Genomic DNA, 14398 nt, shown 5'->3' with positions numbered 1-14398 from the left:
CCTGAAACGGAAAATACAGACTATGAGTGACGAAACACCTGAGGTCCCGGCCGAGTCCCCGGACGGCACGGAGCCGGTGCTGGAGGGCGACGTGCTGGTCGACCGCGTGGAGCAGGTGGACCTGCAGACGGAGATGCAGCGTTCCTACCTCGACTACGCGATGGCCGTCATTGTCGGCCGTGCGCTGCCGGATGTGCGTGACGGGCTGAAGCCGGTCCACCGCCGCGTTCTCTACGCGATGTTCGACGGCGGCTACCGCCCGGACCGCGCCTTCAACAAGTGTGCCCGTGTGGTGGGCGAGGTCATGGGCCAGTACCACCCCCACGGTGACACGGCGATCTACGACGCACTGGTGCGCCTGATCCAGGACTGGACCATGCGCTACCCGCTGGCGCTGGGACAGGGCAACTTCGGCTCACCCGGCAACGACGGTGCCGCGGCCCCGCGGTACACGGAAACCAAGATGGCGCCCCTTGCCATGGAGATGGTCCGTGACATCGACGAGGAGACCGTCGACTTCCAGGACAACTACGACGGCAAGAACCAGGAACCCACCATCCTCCCGGCACGGTTCCCCAACCTGCTGGTCAACGGCTCCTCGGGCATCGCCGTCGGCATGGCCACCAACATCCCGCCGCACAACCTCCGCGAGGTGGCCGACGGCGTCCAGTGGTACCTGGCCAACCCGACCGCCAGCCGCGAGCAGCTGCTCGAAGAACTGCTGAAGCGGATCAAGGGACCGGATTTCCCCACCGGCGCCACCATCCTGGGCCACAAGGGCATCGAGGATGCCTACCGCACCGGCCGCGGCTCCATCACCATGCGCGCCGTGGTCAATGTCGAGGAACTGCAGGGACGGACCTGCCTGGTGGTCACCGAGCTGCCCTACCAGGCAAACCCGGACAACCTGGCCATCAAGATCGCCGAACTGGTCAAGGACGGCAAGGTTCAAGGCATCGCCGACCTCCGGGATGAAACTTCCGGCCGCACCGGCCAGCGCCTGGTCATCGTCCTCAAGCGCGACGCCGTCGCCAAGGTGGTGCTGAACAACCTCTACAAGCACACCCAGCTGCAGGAGAACTTCGGTGCCAACATGCTGGCGATCGTGGACGGGGTGCCGCGCACCCTCAGCCTCGATGCCTTCATCCGCCACTGGGTCACCCACCAGTTGGATGTTATCGCTCGGCGCACGCGCTACCGCCTGCGCAAGGCGGAGGAAGAAGCGCACATCCTGCGTGCCCTTCTCAAGGCGCTGGACATGCTGGACGAGGTCATTGCCCTGATCCGCGCCTCGAGCACCACCGAGGCAGCACGGGATGGCCTCATGCAGCTGCTGGACATCGACGAGATCCAGGCCCGCGCGATCCTCGACATGCAGCTCCGCCGGCTCGCTGCCCTGGAACGCCAGAAGATCCAGGACCGCCACACCGAGCTCGAGGCGATGATCGCCGAATACAACGCGATCCTCGCCTCGGAGGAACGCCAGCGCACGATCATCAGCGAGGAACTCGCCGAGATCGTGGCCAAGCACGGCGATGACCGTCGCACCCAGATCCTGATGGGCTACGACGGCGACATGTCCATGGAAGACCTCATTCCCGAAGAGGAAGTGGTGGTCACCATCACCCGCGGCGGCTACGTCAAGCGGACGCGGAGCGACAACTACCGTTCGCAGCAGCGCGGCGGCAAGGGCATCAAGGGTGCCCAGCTGCGCGGCGATGACGTGGTGGAACACTTCTTCGTTACCACCACCCACCACTGGCTGCTCTTCTTCACCAACTTCGGCCGGGTGTACCGGGCCAAGGCCTACGAACTTGCCGAGGGCGGCCGCGACACCAAGGGCCAGCATGTGGCAAACCTGCTGGCCTTCCAGCCGGACGAGCACATTGCACAGGTGTTGGACCTGAAGGACTACCAGCACGCGCCGTACCTGGTGCTGGCCACCAAGCGCGGCCTGGTCAAGAAGACCCGGCTGGAGGACTACGACACCAACCGGTCCGCCGGCGTCATCGCCATCAACCTCCGGGAAGAGGATGAACTGGTCTCCGCGCAGCTGGTTTCCGAGACGGATGACCTCATGCTGGTGTCCCGTAAGGGACAGTCGATCCGCTTCACGGCCACCGACGACGCGCTCCGTCCCATGGGCCGGGCCACGTCCGGCGTGACAGGCATGAAGTTCCGCGAGGACGACGAACTGCTGGCCATGAACGTGGTGGCCGAGGGCTCCTACGTTTTCGTCGTGACCGAAGGCGGCTACGCCAAGCGGACGGAAGTCGAGGAATACCGGCTCCAGGGCCGCGGCGGCCTGGGCATCAAGGTGGCTAAGCTCGCCGAAGAACGCGGCGATCTTGTGGGCGCGCTGATCGTCCAGGAGGAAGACGAGGTCCTGGTGGTCATGGGCGGCGGCAAGGTTGTCCGTTCATCCGTGGCCGGCGTCCCGGCCAAGGGCCGCGACACGATGGGTGTCATCTTCGCGAAGCCGGACAAGAACGACCGCATCATCGAGGTTGCCCGCAACACCGAACGCGGCCTCGAAGCCGAAGTTGAAGCCAGCGCCGAGCGAGAGTCTGAAGCCGACCACGCCGATGAACCGGGTGCGTCAGAAATCTTGGCTATCGCCGCTGATGACGTAACGTTGGCTGAAGATGCCGGACCAGACGAGGAATCCGCAGCGGCGGCTTCAGCACTGGCCGATGAAGCAGAAGGAACGTCCGGCGATGCTGAGGCGAACGAAGACAACACCGGAGGTAACGAGTGAGCAATTCCGACTCATTTCCCAAGCCGAGCAGTAATGGTCCCGGCGGGATGCGTCAGCCGGCATCCGCTCCCCGGGTGAACGCCCCGGTGCGTCCCCAGCAGAGCCCGGCCACGCCGTCGGGACTTCCGGGACAGCGCCCCGCAGGTGCGGGACAGCGCCCGGCGCCCGCAGGACAGCGTCCGCAGGGCCAGCGGCCGGCCGCGCCGGCGCAGCGCCCGGCGGCGCCAGGACAGCGCCCCCAAGGTGCGCCGGGTGCTCCGGGGCTGGTCAAACCGGCTCCGAAGGCCAAGGTGCGCCGCGCCCGGCTGCTGGTCAGCAAGGTGGACCCCTGGTCCGTCCTGAAGATGGCGTTCCTGCTGTCCGTCGCTCTCGGCATCGTCACGGTGGTCGCCGCCATCGTGCTGTGGACCGTGCTCGACCTGACCGGAATCTTCGACCAGGTGGACAGCTTGCTGGGAACCCTTGCCGGTTCCGAGGGCGGCGGCTTCGAGCTGAAGAAGGTCGCCTCGCTCGGCCAGGTGGCATCCTTCGCCACCATCATCGCCGTTGTGAATGTTGTGCTGCTGACTGCCCTGTCCATGCTGTCAGCTGTGCTGTACAACATTTCGGCAACCCTTGTTGGCGGCATCGGCGTGACCCTGACAGACGACTAAAAACCCTGTATTTCCGCGGGAAAACCCTGCCGGAATGCCTCGATTTGAGATCGGGCCGGGATGTGCTGTAGAGTCATGTCTCGGCCCGATGAGGCATCGGGGCGTATAGCTCAGGCGGTTAGAGCGCTTCGCTGATAACGAAGAGGTCCCAGGTTCAAGTCCTGGTACGCCCACGGAACCTGCACAGGTTCAAGTCGAGGTTTAGGTGCGATTCCCAGGAATCAAGCCGGAACGGGGTGCGTGTGAAGAAGTTGCTGGTTATTGCAGCTGCAGTCGCAGGCGTCCTCTTGTACAAGAAAAAGGTGCAGGAATCCGAAGCCCGGAAGACAGTCTGGAGCGAATCAACCGACAAGGTTGAATAGTCCGGATCCCGGTGCGGAGGCTGGTCAGCCAGCCTTCGGAACTAGGGTATGATGGACGGGTTGCTTCTTATGGGGGCATGGCGCAATTGGTAGCGCACCTGCTTTGCAAGCAGGGGGTTCGGGGTTCGAGTCCCCGTGCCTCCACCATAAGAAAGGTCCCGGTCGGAACGGCCGGGACCTTTTGCGTTAACCTCCTGCGCCGGCCGGTGGAGGCTCGCCCCGGGTTCGACAGGCCCAATCGGCCCCCACCGGCGGGGTGTGGCCGGCACATTACTGTGGAAGCGTGAACTTCTTCTTTGCAGCCCTGGGCGTCCTGGGCGTGGCTTCATCAGGACCGCTCATCGCCGCCACACTCGGCGCCACCACTGTCACGGCCCTCGCCATCGCCTTCTGGCGCAATGCCATCGCGGCCGCCGTCATGGCCACCCCCACCCTGATCCGGGAACCGCGCCAGTTCAGCCGGATCGGGCGCTATGAGTTCCGTTGGTCGCTCGTTGCGGCCGTGGCCCTGGCCCTGCACTTCGCCTGCTTCATCACGTCCCTGCAGCTGACCTCCGTGGCTGCGGCTACCGCCCTCGTCTGCCTGCAGTCCGCCTGGATCGCCGTCATTCAGCTCTTCCGCGGCGTGCGGCACCGCTGGCAGGTGCTGGTGGGCCTGGGCATCTCCTTCGGCGGCGTCGTGGCCATTACGGGTTTCGACATGGGCACTTCCCCAGATGCCCTGTTGGGCGACGTCCTGGCCATGGCCGGCGCGCTACTAGCGGGCATCTATACCCTTGCCGGCGGCCGGGCCCGCCAGAGCATGACCACCGGAACCTACACGGCCCTCTGCTACGGCATGTGCGCTGTCCTGGTGGCGGTACTGGCAATATTCACCAACCAGCCGCTGACCGGGTTCGACGCCGGCGGCTGGCTGGGAATTCTGGCCATCACGGTGTGCGCCCAGCTCGTGGGACACACGGCATTCAACCACCTGCTGGCCACAATGAGCCCGCTGCTGGTGTCCATGATCATCCTGCTTGAAATACCCGGTGCCGCGCTGCTGGCCGCCGTGTTCCTGCACGAGAAGCTGCCGGCTGGCACCTACGCCGGGCTGGCGCTCATCCTCGTGGGCCTGGCCGTTGTGGTGGCCGGACAGCGGAACGGCAAAGCCCGACGGGGCCAGCCGCCTGAGGAACGCCCGCTTCTCGAGCTGGGGGCCGACTGACCCGCCGGACTACTGGCCGCCGCGGCGGACCGGCTGGCTGGTGTTCACGGTGTGGATGGCGCGCAGCAGCTTCGCCGGGAAATACACCGAGAAGAAGACCACCATGGGTGCCTTGAGGGCCATCTTCTTCACGTTGTGGGCCTTGTACGTGCGGTCGAAGCGCGTCACGTAGTACCTGTAGTCGCGCGGTGAGTCCTCAAGCCGGCGGGCCGACATCCCGGAGACCATCTGCGGCCAGTACTGGACCTTGAGATCGTGGTCCGCGAGATGCAGGGACAGGTCGATGTCCTCGTGCATCTCATCCTTTTCATCCCGGCAGGTTTCACCGCGGATGGTCTCCCACGCGGACCGGCGGAGGGCCATGTTGGAGCCGAACAGGAAGTGGTACTGGTGCTTGGCCAGTTTCAGCATCAGCTGGCGCATCTTGTCATCTGCCTTGAGTCCGAAGCGGCGCATCGGCATGTCGTAATAGACCACGGGCCCGGTGGCGGCGGAGGTGGAGAGGTCCTCGAAGGCCTTCTGCACCTGCTCCACCCAGTCAGGTTCGACCACCGAGTCGGCGTCGATCCGCCCCAGGACGTCGCCGGTGGCGTTGTCCAGGCCGAAATTGCGGGTGGGGATGAGTCCCTGCGCCATGTCTTGGCGGAGCAGGATGATGGGGCTCTCCGGGTACTCCTGCTGCATCTGGGTGACGATCGATGCCGTGCGGTCCTTGGACATGTTGTCCACCACGATGATCTCGTGCGCCGGAACCGACTGGTAGACCGCCGCGATGAGGCACTGCCGGATAACACTTTCCTCGTTGTAGGCCGGGATAACAATCGATACGCGCGGCTCAGTGTCAGTCAAGGCATCCTCTGCGGATCTATCGGGTGACATCACCTCAAACTTAGCACCGATGCTTTCCATTACGGCGGCACAGTGCCCGCCAGGCAGGGAGGGCACAGGACACTCCCGCAGAGACGGCAAGAGGGGCCCCGCCGTTGCGGAACCCCTCTTGTTACTGCCCTGCGGGCAGTTGGCTAGGCCTTCTTATCGGCACCGTTCCCGATGTTGGATGCGATGTTCTTCACCGCAGTCTTTTCATCGGTGGCAACCTGGCCGGCGTCGGAATCCGCGTCGTCGGCAACGTGCTTTGCCTTATCGGCGGAGGCGGCGGCGTTGTCCTCTTCCAAGGAGGCCAAGTCTTCCAACGAAGCCGACGTGGTTGCGGCGGGAACCGGCGCCGGAGTTTCGGACAGGGCACTCTCAGCTACCGGGGTGGCGGAGGCTGCCGGGGTGGTTGCAACCGGCGTCGAGGGTGCGGGCGTCACGGGCGCGGGGGTCTTCCACGGATCCTCGACCGGCTTTGACGCCTTCCATGCGGCCACGCCGGCGGCTACGGCCGCTGTGATCACCCCAAGAATGAGGAGTCCGCGCTTTTTCGGCTTCTGGGGCTCCACTACCAGCGCCTTGCCCGTCACTGCCCGGCTGGCCTCGTTGGCGGCTGATTTCAGGTGGCCGCCGGCAACATGGGCCTGTTCCTGGATGGTGTGGATGATACCGACGTCGCCGAGCTTCTGGGCCACGGCGTCAACGCGGGCGGGGGTGCCCTCGAGTGTCCTGTGGACAGCTTCGGAAGCGGTTCCGATCTGGTCCGAGAGCCGCGGAAGGTACTCCACCACTACGCGGTCGCGGGCCTGCGCAATAACGGGTGTGGCCCGGTCCAGCGCGTCATGCATGTATGGGGTGGCGCCTTCCACGACGTCGTGGATCTTCGGGGCAAGCTGCGCCAAACCGTCCTGGAGCCGCGGGGTTACCGTGGCGACACCGTCCGCAAGGTTGTGGGCCGCCACCTTGAGGCCCTCCTGGATCTTGGGGGAAGCCGTATCAATGCCGTGCTGCAGGCGGGGAACTGCCCAGTCCACTGCTGCTTCCACGCGGTCTTTTGCGTTCTCAACTGCAGAACTGACCGACAACTCCAGTTCGCGGGCAATACGATCCGATTTCTTCACAACTACCTCCCGATTAATGTGACGGTTCTGTTGTTAGCCTACGTGTACGAATAGCCGGGCTGCTATTGTTCCGGCGGATTCACGGTGGATTTCACCGAGCGCGGAACTGTCTTTTCCGCCCGGGTTCGCGTTGACGCGCCGTGAAAGAATGGCCGTATGACTGCCTCAGCAACTGCAAAAGCAACCATCCACACCAGCCTCGGCGACATCGTTGTGAACCTCTTCGGCAACCACGCGCCGAAGACTGTTAAGAACTTCGTCGGACTGGCCACCGGCGAACAGGCCTGGACCCACCCGGAAACCGGCGAGGACAAGACGGGCACGCCGCTCTACAACGGCACCATCTTCCACCGCATCATCAAGGACTTCATGATCCAGGCCGGCGACCCGCTGGGCCGCGGCACCGGCGGACCGGGCTACCGCTTCGACGACGAGATCCACCCCGAGCTGAGCTTCAGCGCTCCCTACAAGCTGGCCATGGCCAACGCCGGCATCCAGATGGGCAAGGGAACCAACGGTTCACAGTTCTTCATCACCACCATCCCCACCGACTGGCTGCAGGGCAAGCACAGCATCTTCGGTGAAGTTGCTGACGATGAATCCAAGAAGGTTGTGGACGCCATTGAAGGTGTCCGCACCGGCATGGGCGACCGCCCGGTTGAAGATGTGACCATCAACAGCATCGACATCGAGCAGCTCTAGCCACATGAGCTACGGAACTCCGGCGGCGGAGCCGTCAGCGCAGGTACCGGTGTGCCCCCGGCACCCGGACCGGCCCTCGTATGTCAGCTGCCAGCGTTGCGGGCGGCCGGCATGCCCCGAGTGCCAGCGCGCGGCCGCCGTCGGATTCCAGTGTGTTGACTGCGTCAACGAGGCAAAGCGTACGACGCCGACAGCACGGACCGTTTACGGCGGTGCCGTCGCGTCCGGCAAGCCTGTGGTGACATACGCGATCATCGCCGCGTGTGTCCTGCTCTTTGTTCTGCAGTGGCTGCTTCCCGGAAACGCGGTGTTCCGGACCCTCGCCTACGCATCGGTTTATGCGACGCCCGAGTACGGGGTGTTCCAGCCGTGGCGCATGCTCACCTCGGCCTTTCTGCATTCCCAGGGCTTCCTGCTCCACATCGTCCTGAACATGTACACCCTGTGGATTTTCGGCCAGGCGCTGGAACCGCTGCTGGGCCGGATCCGCTTCCTTGCTGTGTACCTGCTGTCCGCCATCGGCGGGTCGGTGGGATACCTGCTGCTGACACCGATCCTGCCCGAGGGCGGGCCCGTGGGACTCGTGGGCGCCTCCGGCGCGATCTTCGGGCTGTTCGGTGCCATGCTCGTTGTGCAGCGCCACCGTGGCGGTGAGACAAGACAGCTCTGGGTACTGATCGCAATCAACGGCGTCATCGGCTTCATGGTGCCGCAGATCGCCTGGCAGGCCCACTTGGGCGGCTTCATCACCGGCGCCCTGTGCGCAGCTGCCATCGCCTACGCCCCACGTGGCCCGCGACGCAACATCCTGCAGGCGGGCGGGCTGGCGCTCGTGATGGCCCTGCTGGTGGCGGCGTCCTGGTACCGGGTACTCGTGGCGTCCTGACGCTGGGGCTCCGGCAGCTCTGCCGGGTCCAGCCCTCCCCCATGCCCCCGCTTTCCGAAGCGGGGGCATTTTTGTGTGCGCAGGCCGCCGGTGCACCTCCGTCGTGGACCTGAGCCGGTGGGTTTTCCACAGCGGTTATCCACAGTGTTAATAACTTACATAGGTGTAAGTCACCGGCCAGACCCCGGGATGACGGGCCGATGAGCCGGTTAAGGACAATGTGCGCGGCTTCATCCACACCTGTGGATAACTTTGGTGCCCGCCGCTGTGGTTAAGTGGACAACTTCATCCAAATTTCACCACAGTGGGGTGTTCTGGGCCTAGACAGACATCTGAAAGCCGGTTGGCCCGCTTTGCTGGCGTGCTTTCAACAGGGTTATTCACAGTGTTAATAACTCACAGGTCTGTCATTCCACGGCGCAGAGGCCCCGCAACGCCTAGTTTCTGCCGTTCCTGCCAACGATCCCCACAAGTTTTCCCCATCTGTGGATAACTTGTGGGTAGTCGCCTGTTGCTAAGTGGATAACCGTCCCTGTATCCACACCGCGCCCGTGTAGTCTCTATGGCGTGAGTACCCACAACCACATCTTCCTGGACAAGCACCACCCCGCAGCCTGGCGGGCACTGAACGGACTCGGGCTAAAGGCCAAGGAAGCGATGCTTGAGACCGGCCTGGACGAGAAGCTGATCGAACTACTCAATGTCCGGATATCGCAGATCAACGGCTGTGCCTATTGCCTCGACATGCATGTCAAGGACGCCGTCAAAGGCGGGGAATCCACCCAACGCCTGGCCGTCCTGCCGGCATGGCGCGACACCGCGGTGTTCGAGGACCACGAGCGTGCCGCGCTGGCCCTGGCCGAGAGCGTCACCGTCCTCCCGGATGCCCGCACACGCGATCTGGAAGACTCCTACGCGCGGGAGCACCTCACCGAGGAGCAGTACTCAGCGGTGAGCTGGCTGGCCATCGCGATGAACGCCTTCAACCGCGTTTCCATCACCAGCCAGCACCCTGTCCGGCCTGAAAAGGGCTAGCGGCCGGGGTTTTCCACAGTCATTTCCACAACTGTTAATAACTTGGAAAATGCAAGTTTCGGCCCTCTCGCGCCGTCAACCGGGGACGCGGTGCCCTTTCCCCGGGCCGCAGCCAGCGAAGTTATCAACACTGTGGATATCTTTACCAACATGTGTGGACCGGTCATCGGTGGGCCGGCCGGTCCGGGACGGCAGCGGTTAGGACCAGACGCCTGACGTTCCCCGCCGGTGGCTGTCCACTAGGTGTGTGTCCACCATTCCGATCGCCTCCATGAGGGCGAACATGGTGGTGGGCCCCACGAAGGCAAAGCCCTTCTTCCGCAGTGCCTTGGAGAGGGCTATGGACTCGGGGGACGTTGTGGGCACGTCGGCGTAGGTGACGGGGGCGGGGGTCGCCGGCGGCTGGAACTTCCAGACGAAGTCCACGAGGCCGCCCTCGGCGCGCAGCGCGATGGTGGCGTTGGCGTTGGTGATCGCGGCACGGATCTTAAGGCGATTGCGGACGATGCCGGGGTCCTGAAGCAGCCGCTCGACGTCGGCGTCGGTAAAGGCGGCCACGGTCTCGGGGCGGAAGTTGTCGAAGGCCGCACGGAAGGCAGGCCGTTTGCGCAGGATCGTGGCCCACGACAGGCCAGCCTGGAAAGCTTCGAGGCTGATGCGCTCGTACAGGCCCTGCTCGTCCCGGACTGGCAGGCCCCACTCGGTGTCGTAGTACTCGCGCAGAAGGGGATCCGTGGAAGCCCACAGCGGACGGGCCAGGCCATCGTCGCCGATGATGACGCCTTCTGCGGTCATGGGCGCGGGCTCAGGAGCGCCAGCGCGTGGTCATCAGGAAGCCGACGATTGCGATGCCGAACCCGGCCATGATGTTCCAGGACCCCCAAGACTCGACGGGGAACACACCCTGGCTGATGTAGAAGGTGATGATCCAGAGCAGGCCGATGATCATCAGGCCGAACATGACCGGCTTGAACCAGACGGGGTTCGGCTTGTAGGCCTCGGTGGAAACGGGCTCGGCGGGGCGGGCAGGCTTCTTGCGGGGCTTTGACTCGGGCACATGTCCTCCTTGGCGGCTGAATCAAGAGGAGGGACCGAGGCTTGATATCCTGCTGGAAGGGGATTGCCGGCGGTCTGCACACTCTTGGTCAGGTCTGAAGTCTTACTAGCAGCCAATTCTAGCTGTAGTTCAGTCCGCGCCGGTGCCCCGCAACCGCCTTGGAGGAGATCGCTTGGTAGTGCAGGAGAAGGTGACGGCCACCGCCAAGCCGGCAACCGGCGTCGTAATCCTGCGGAAGGCCGTCCAGATCTTCGGCGAGCTGCTCATCACCGCCGGCATAGTGCTGCTGCTGTTTGTTGCCTGGCAGCTGTGGTGGACCAACGTGGAGTCCGATGCCAAGCAGAGCGCCGCGGTCAAGGACTTTGCCCGGGACCTGGGCGGACCCGTGACCCCCGCGCCCACGCCGGCAGCCACAGGCGGCACCGCTGCTGCCGGCCCGAAGGACTACGGAGCGCCCGTGGTGGGAGAGGCCCCCGGGCACGGCGGCACCATCGGAATCATGTACATCCCCCGGTTCGGTGAGAACTACACCCGGCCCATCGTCGAAGGCACCAGCGCGGACGTCCTGGACACCCTGGGCCTCGGGCACTACGGCAACACCTCCATGCCCGGTGCGGTAGGCAACTTCGCCGTGGCCGGCCACCGCCAGACGCACGGCGCCGTGCTGGACAACATCCACACGCTGGTGCCCGGGGACAAGATCTACGTCCAGACGCGGGACGGCTACTACGTCTATGTCTTCCGCAACAACCGCATCGTCATGCCCACTGAAGCCGATGTCCTCCTGCCGGTGCCCAACCAGCCCGGAGTGCGCCCCACCGAAAGACTTCTCACCATGACCAGCTGCAACCCCCGCTTCGGCTCCGAGGAACGGATCATCGCCTACTCGGTGCTGGACCACTGGCAGCCGGCCTCGGCGGGGCCGCCCGCCGAGATCGCAGCCCAGGTGGCCCGCACTCGAGGGGGAGCATAGGCATGTACGGCTGGATATTCCGTCATCTCCCCGGCCCCCTTTGGCTCCGCGTACTCACGTCGCTGGTGCTGGTTGCCGGTGCCCTGTTCCTGATGGTCGAGTTCCTTTTCCCCTGGATGTCCCAGTTCACCCAATTCACCGACTCAACGATTGGTGCGCCAAAAAACCCATGAGCACAGCAAAGATTCTCGTCGTGGACAACTACGACAGCTTCGTCTACACCCTGGTGGGCTACCTCCAGGAGCTGGGCGCCGAGACAACAGTGGTCCGCAACGACGATGTGACCCTCGCCGAAGCGATCGAAATGGCAGAAACGCGCGACGGCGTACTCATCTCGCCCGGCCCGGGCTCGCCGTCCGAAGCGGGAGTCTGCATCGAGCTGATCCGGTGGTGCGGCGAGAAGACAAAGCCGATGTTCGGCGTGTGCCTCGGGCACCAGGCCCTGGCGGAGGCCTACGGCGGAACGGTGACCCACGCCCCCGAGCTCATGCACGGCAAGACGTCGCTGGTCCAGCACAACGGGGCCAGCGTTTTTGCCGGCCTGCCCTCCCCCGTGACGGCCACGCGCTACCACTCCCTGGCCGCCGTCCGGGACACAATTCCGGAGATCCTGGAGATCACCGCGGAAACCGCCAGTGGCGTCATCATGGGGCTGCAGCACCGCACCGCGCCGCTGTGCGGTGTCCAGTTCCACCCCGAGTCCGTCCTGACCGAGGGCGGCTACCAGATGCTGGGCAACTGGCTCGAGTCGCTGGGCATGAAGGGCGCGGCCGGGCGGGCAGCCAAGCTCAGCCCGCTTATCCAGCACTAGGGCTGGTCCGGCCCTACTTGCCCTTGGTGGGGCTCGCCGTCGGCGTCGGGGTGGGTGTGGGCTCCGGGGCCGGCGCAGGGGCTGTGGCCACTGTAACGGTGATGGCCTTGCCCTGTTCCACGAGCGAGTTCAGCGGATCGCTCTGGCCGGTCACTTTGCCGGGCTGGACCTGGGAGTTCTCCACCTCACGGATGACGGCAACCAGGCCGAGTTCCTTGAGTGCCGCCTCGGCCTCGGCGCGGGTCATGCCGCGAAGCTCGGGCATGGCCACCTTGCCGGTGGAAACCAGGATCTCGACAGTGCTCCCCACCGCCACCTGCTGGCCCGGGGCCGGCTTGGTGGTGATCACCAGGCCCGCCGGAACAGTGGCGCTGTTGGCCATGGTGGTGGACGGCGCGCCCACCAGTCCCGCCTGCCGCAAAATGTCACGGGCCGCCGCCTCCGTCCGTCCCGGCAGCGTCTCCGGGATCTTGACGGCACTGGGGCCCGCCGAGATGTTCAGGACCACTTCGGAGTTCGGTTCCAGCGACGATCCCGCGGGCGGCGCGGTGCCAATGGCTGTGCCCTTGGCGATCGAGTCGTTCTGCACCCGCTTGATCTGTGGCCGCAGCTTCGCGTCGTAGAGCGTCTGCAGCGCCTCTGATTCGGACAGCTTCTCCACCGAGGGAATCGCGACGCGCGCCGGTTCGGCAGGCGGTTGGTTGAGGAAGTTATAGAACCACAGGCCGCCGCCGGCCAGCACCAGGAGGGTAAAGATCACGAACGTCGTGATCCAGGCCCGACGTCGGGACTTCTGTAGGCCGGATCGCTCCCGTTCACGGGGAAGCCCGAGCGGAAGTTCGTCGTGCTCGGCCGTCTCGTAGACGGCCGAGGCCTCAGCCGGCAGCACGGACCCATCATCATCGGTGTCCCGGGTGCGCCGAAGGCGGCCACCGGGAGCGTCGTCGAGGAAGCTGGCTCCGGTCATGGAGAACGCTTCCGTCGGCGGCGTGCGGTGCGGCTCAGGGATGTCATTGGGGTCAGTCGGAGCCTCGCTCGGTGACAACGCGGGGACGGCAATCCCGTTCTTCGCGGCCCGCAGCGCACGGCGGAAAGCCGCGGCGTCCTGGAAACGGTCCGCCCGGTTCTTCTGCAGCGCCTTTTCCAGCACGCTGTCCAGCGCCCCGGAAATATCAGGGTTGAAATTGCTGGGCGGTTCGGGCCTCTCGCGGACATGCTGGTACGCCACGGACACGGGGCTTTCACCCACGAAGGGCGGGCGGCCGGTCAGCGTTTCGTACAGCAGGCAGCCTGCCGAGTACAGATCGCTGCGGGCATCCACGGCCTCGCCGCGCGCTTGCTCCGGCGACAGGTACTGGGCGGTGCCCACCACGGCCTGGGTCTGGGTCATCGTCGCGGAGGAATCGGCAACCGCGCGGGCAATGCCGAAGTCCATGACCTTGACCATGTCCGAGTTCTCGCAGTACATCACGTTCGCCGGCTTGATGTCCCGGTGCACGATTCCGGCCTTGTGGCTGTACTCCAGTGCCGACAGGACACCCAGCGTGTACTCCACCGCTTGGTCAATGGTGATGTCGCTGGCCCTGATCAGGTCCCGGAGGGTCTTGCCGGCCACGAACTCCATGACTATGTAGGGAACGCGGACCTGGTCGTGCCCGTCGCCCGGCACGGTGTGCTCGCCGGTGTCGTAGATTGCCACGATAGACGGATGGTTCAGGGCTGCGACGGCCTGGGCCTCGCGCTTGAACCTGGCCTGGAACTGGGGGTCGCGCGCCAGGTCGGGGCGGAGCAGCTTGATGGCGACCGTCCGGCCCAGCCGGCTATCCAGGCCACGGTGCACGTCGGCCATGCCCCCGCGGCCGATGAGTTCCCCGAGTTCATAGCGTCCGTTCAGGACGCGCTGACTGGTCACCGGGACGTTGTCTTCCCGGTGTGACGGAGTTCGTGGCGTGGTCACGGC

At 65.0% G+C, this 14398-nt stretch carries 14 protein-coding genes and 2 tRNA genes; 11 read left to right on the top strand and 5 right to left on the bottom strand.

Annotated elements, in window-relative coordinates:
- The first annotated feature begins 22 nt into the window (after positions 1-22).
- The 6 genes from gyrA to ACFQ50_RS07190 all read left to right on the top strand — a co-directional run bounded on the left by gyrA (position 23) and on the right by ACFQ50_RS07190 (position 4980).
- Complete coding sequence (gene gyrA, locus ACFQ50_RS07215; RefSeq protein ID WP_377994845.1) at positions 23-2758, top strand: DNA gyrase subunit A; 2736 nt, start codon at positions 23-25, stop codon at positions 2756-2758.
- The gene (locus tag ACFQ50_RS07210; protein ID WP_377994844.1) at positions 2755-3411 is read left to right on the top strand and encodes a DUF3566 domain-containing protein; all 657 of its coding nucleotides are present in this window, start codon (positions 2755-2757) and stop codon (positions 3409-3411) included. The genes gyrA and ACFQ50_RS07210 overlap by 4 nt, the downstream gene beginning before the upstream one ends.
- Positions 3412-3510: 99 nt before the next feature.
- Positions 3511-3584 (top strand) — tRNA-Ile (locus tag ACFQ50_RS07205).
- Between the two features lie 63 nt (positions 3585-3647).
- Positions 3648-3773: a DLW-39 family protein gene (locus tag ACFQ50_RS07200; RefSeq protein WP_377994843.1), complete on the top strand. Its 126-nt coding sequence runs from the start codon at positions 3648-3650 to the stop codon at positions 3771-3773.
- A 71-nt stretch (positions 3774-3844) separates the two neighbouring features.
- Positions 3845-3920: transfer RNA gene (locus tag ACFQ50_RS07195), tRNA-Ala, on the top strand.
- Positions 3921-4056: 136 nt separating this feature from the next.
- Positions 4057-4980: a DMT family transporter gene (locus ACFQ50_RS07190; protein ID WP_377994842.1), complete on the top strand. Its 924-nt coding sequence runs from the start codon at positions 4057-4059 to the stop codon at positions 4978-4980.
- 9 nt (positions 4981-4989) lie between these two features.
- On the opposite strand, the gene ACFQ50_RS07185 is transcribed toward ACFQ50_RS07190, so the two are convergent.
- A complete protein-coding gene (locus tag ACFQ50_RS07185) occupies positions 4990-5859 on the bottom strand; it encodes a glycosyltransferase (protein WP_377994841.1) in 870 nt (289 codons plus the stop codon).
- A gap of 143 nt (positions 5860-6002) precedes the next feature.
- On the bottom strand, positions 6003-6974 hold the full coding sequence (locus ACFQ50_RS07180; RefSeq protein WP_377994840.1) for a hypothetical protein: 972 nt from the start codon (positions 6972-6974) through the stop codon (positions 6003-6005).
- 156 nt (positions 6975-7130) lie between these two features.
- Between ACFQ50_RS07180 and ACFQ50_RS07175 the strand changes: the two genes are divergently transcribed.
- From ACFQ50_RS07175 to ACFQ50_RS07165, 3 genes are all read left to right on the top strand, one after another.
- Positions 7131-7676 carry a peptidylprolyl isomerase gene (locus tag ACFQ50_RS07175; protein ID WP_377994839.1) on the top strand — a complete coding sequence of 182 codons (546 nt, stop codon included), beginning with the start codon at positions 7131-7133 and terminating at the stop codon, positions 7674-7676.
- 4 nt (positions 7677-7680) lie between these two features.
- A complete protein-coding gene (locus ACFQ50_RS07170) occupies positions 7681-8562 on the top strand; it encodes a rhomboid family intramembrane serine protease (protein ID WP_377994838.1) in 882 nt (293 codons plus the stop codon).
- A 567-nt stretch (positions 8563-9129) separates the two neighbouring features.
- Positions 9130-9597 (top strand): carboxymuconolactone decarboxylase family protein, encoded by a 468-nt coding sequence (locus ACFQ50_RS07165; protein ID WP_377994837.1) that lies wholly within the window; start codon positions 9130-9132, stop codon positions 9595-9597.
- Positions 9598-9795: 198 nt separating this feature from the next.
- Here the strand turns inward: ACFQ50_RS07165 and ACFQ50_RS07160 are convergent, their stop codons facing one another.
- Positions 9796-10392, bottom strand: coding sequence for a DNA-3-methyladenine glycosylase I (locus tag ACFQ50_RS07160; RefSeq protein WP_377994836.1), 597 nt, complete (start codon positions 10390-10392; stop codon positions 9796-9798).
- A 10-nt stretch (positions 10393-10402) separates the two neighbouring features.
- The gene (locus tag ACFQ50_RS07155; protein WP_377994835.1) at positions 10403-10654 is read right to left on the bottom strand and encodes a cell division protein CrgA; all 252 of its coding nucleotides are present in this window, start codon (positions 10652-10654) and stop codon (positions 10403-10405) included.
- Between the two features lie 172 nt (positions 10655-10826).
- On the opposite strand from ACFQ50_RS07155, the gene ACFQ50_RS07150 reads away from it, so the two are divergent.
- A complete protein-coding gene (locus tag ACFQ50_RS07150; RefSeq protein ID WP_377994834.1) occupies positions 10827-11627 on the top strand; it encodes a class E sortase in 801 nt (266 codons plus the stop codon).
- Between the two features lie 169 nt (positions 11628-11796).
- Positions 11797-12438 (top strand): aminodeoxychorismate/anthranilate synthase component II, encoded by a 642-nt coding sequence (locus ACFQ50_RS07145; RefSeq protein WP_377994833.1) that lies wholly within the window; start codon positions 11797-11799, stop codon positions 12436-12438.
- 13 nt (positions 12439-12451) lie between these two features.
- Here ACFQ50_RS07145 and pknB read toward each other — a convergent pair whose 3' ends face one another.
- Positions 12452-14395 (bottom strand): Stk1 family PASTA domain-containing Ser/Thr kinase, encoded by a 1944-nt coding sequence (gene pknB, locus ACFQ50_RS07140; RefSeq protein ID WP_377994832.1) that lies wholly within the window; start codon positions 14393-14395, stop codon positions 12452-12454.
- Positions 14396-14398: the final 3 nt, after the last annotated feature.

Source organism: Arthrobacter sp. NPDC056493, from assembly GCF_042795115.1.
In the GTDB taxonomy this organism is placed as follows: domain Bacteria; phylum Actinomycetota; class Actinomycetes; order Actinomycetales; family Micrococcaceae; genus Arthrobacter.
The sequence above is the reverse complement of the archived record's forward strand: the minus strand, read 5'-3'. Positions and strand labels throughout refer to the sequence as shown.

Bases quoted from the DNA above. Each gene is read 5' to 3' on its own strand.
- ACFQ50_RS07170 (WP_377994838.1), top strand. From the start codon at position 7,681: ATGAGCTACGGAACTCCGGCGGCGGAGCCGTCAGCGCAGGTACCGGTG.
- ACFQ50_RS07175 (WP_377994839.1), top strand. From the start codon at position 7,131: ATGACTGCCTCAGCAACTGCAAAAGCAACCATCCACACCAGCCTCGGC.
- ACFQ50_RS07160 (WP_377994836.1), bottom strand. From the start codon at position 10,392: ATGACCGCAGAAGGCGTCATCATCGGCGACGATGGCCTGGCCCGTCCG.
- ACFQ50_RS07185 (WP_377994841.1), bottom strand. From the start codon at position 5,859: ATGTCACCCGATAGATCCGCAGAGGATGCCTTGACTGACACTGAGCCG.
- gyrA (WP_377994845.1), top strand. From the start codon at position 23: ATGAGTGACGAAACACCTGAGGTCCCGGCCGAGTCCCCGGACGGCACG.
- ACFQ50_RS07145 (WP_377994833.1), top strand. From the start codon at position 11,797: ATGAGCACAGCAAAGATTCTCGTCGTGGACAACTACGACAGCTTCGTC.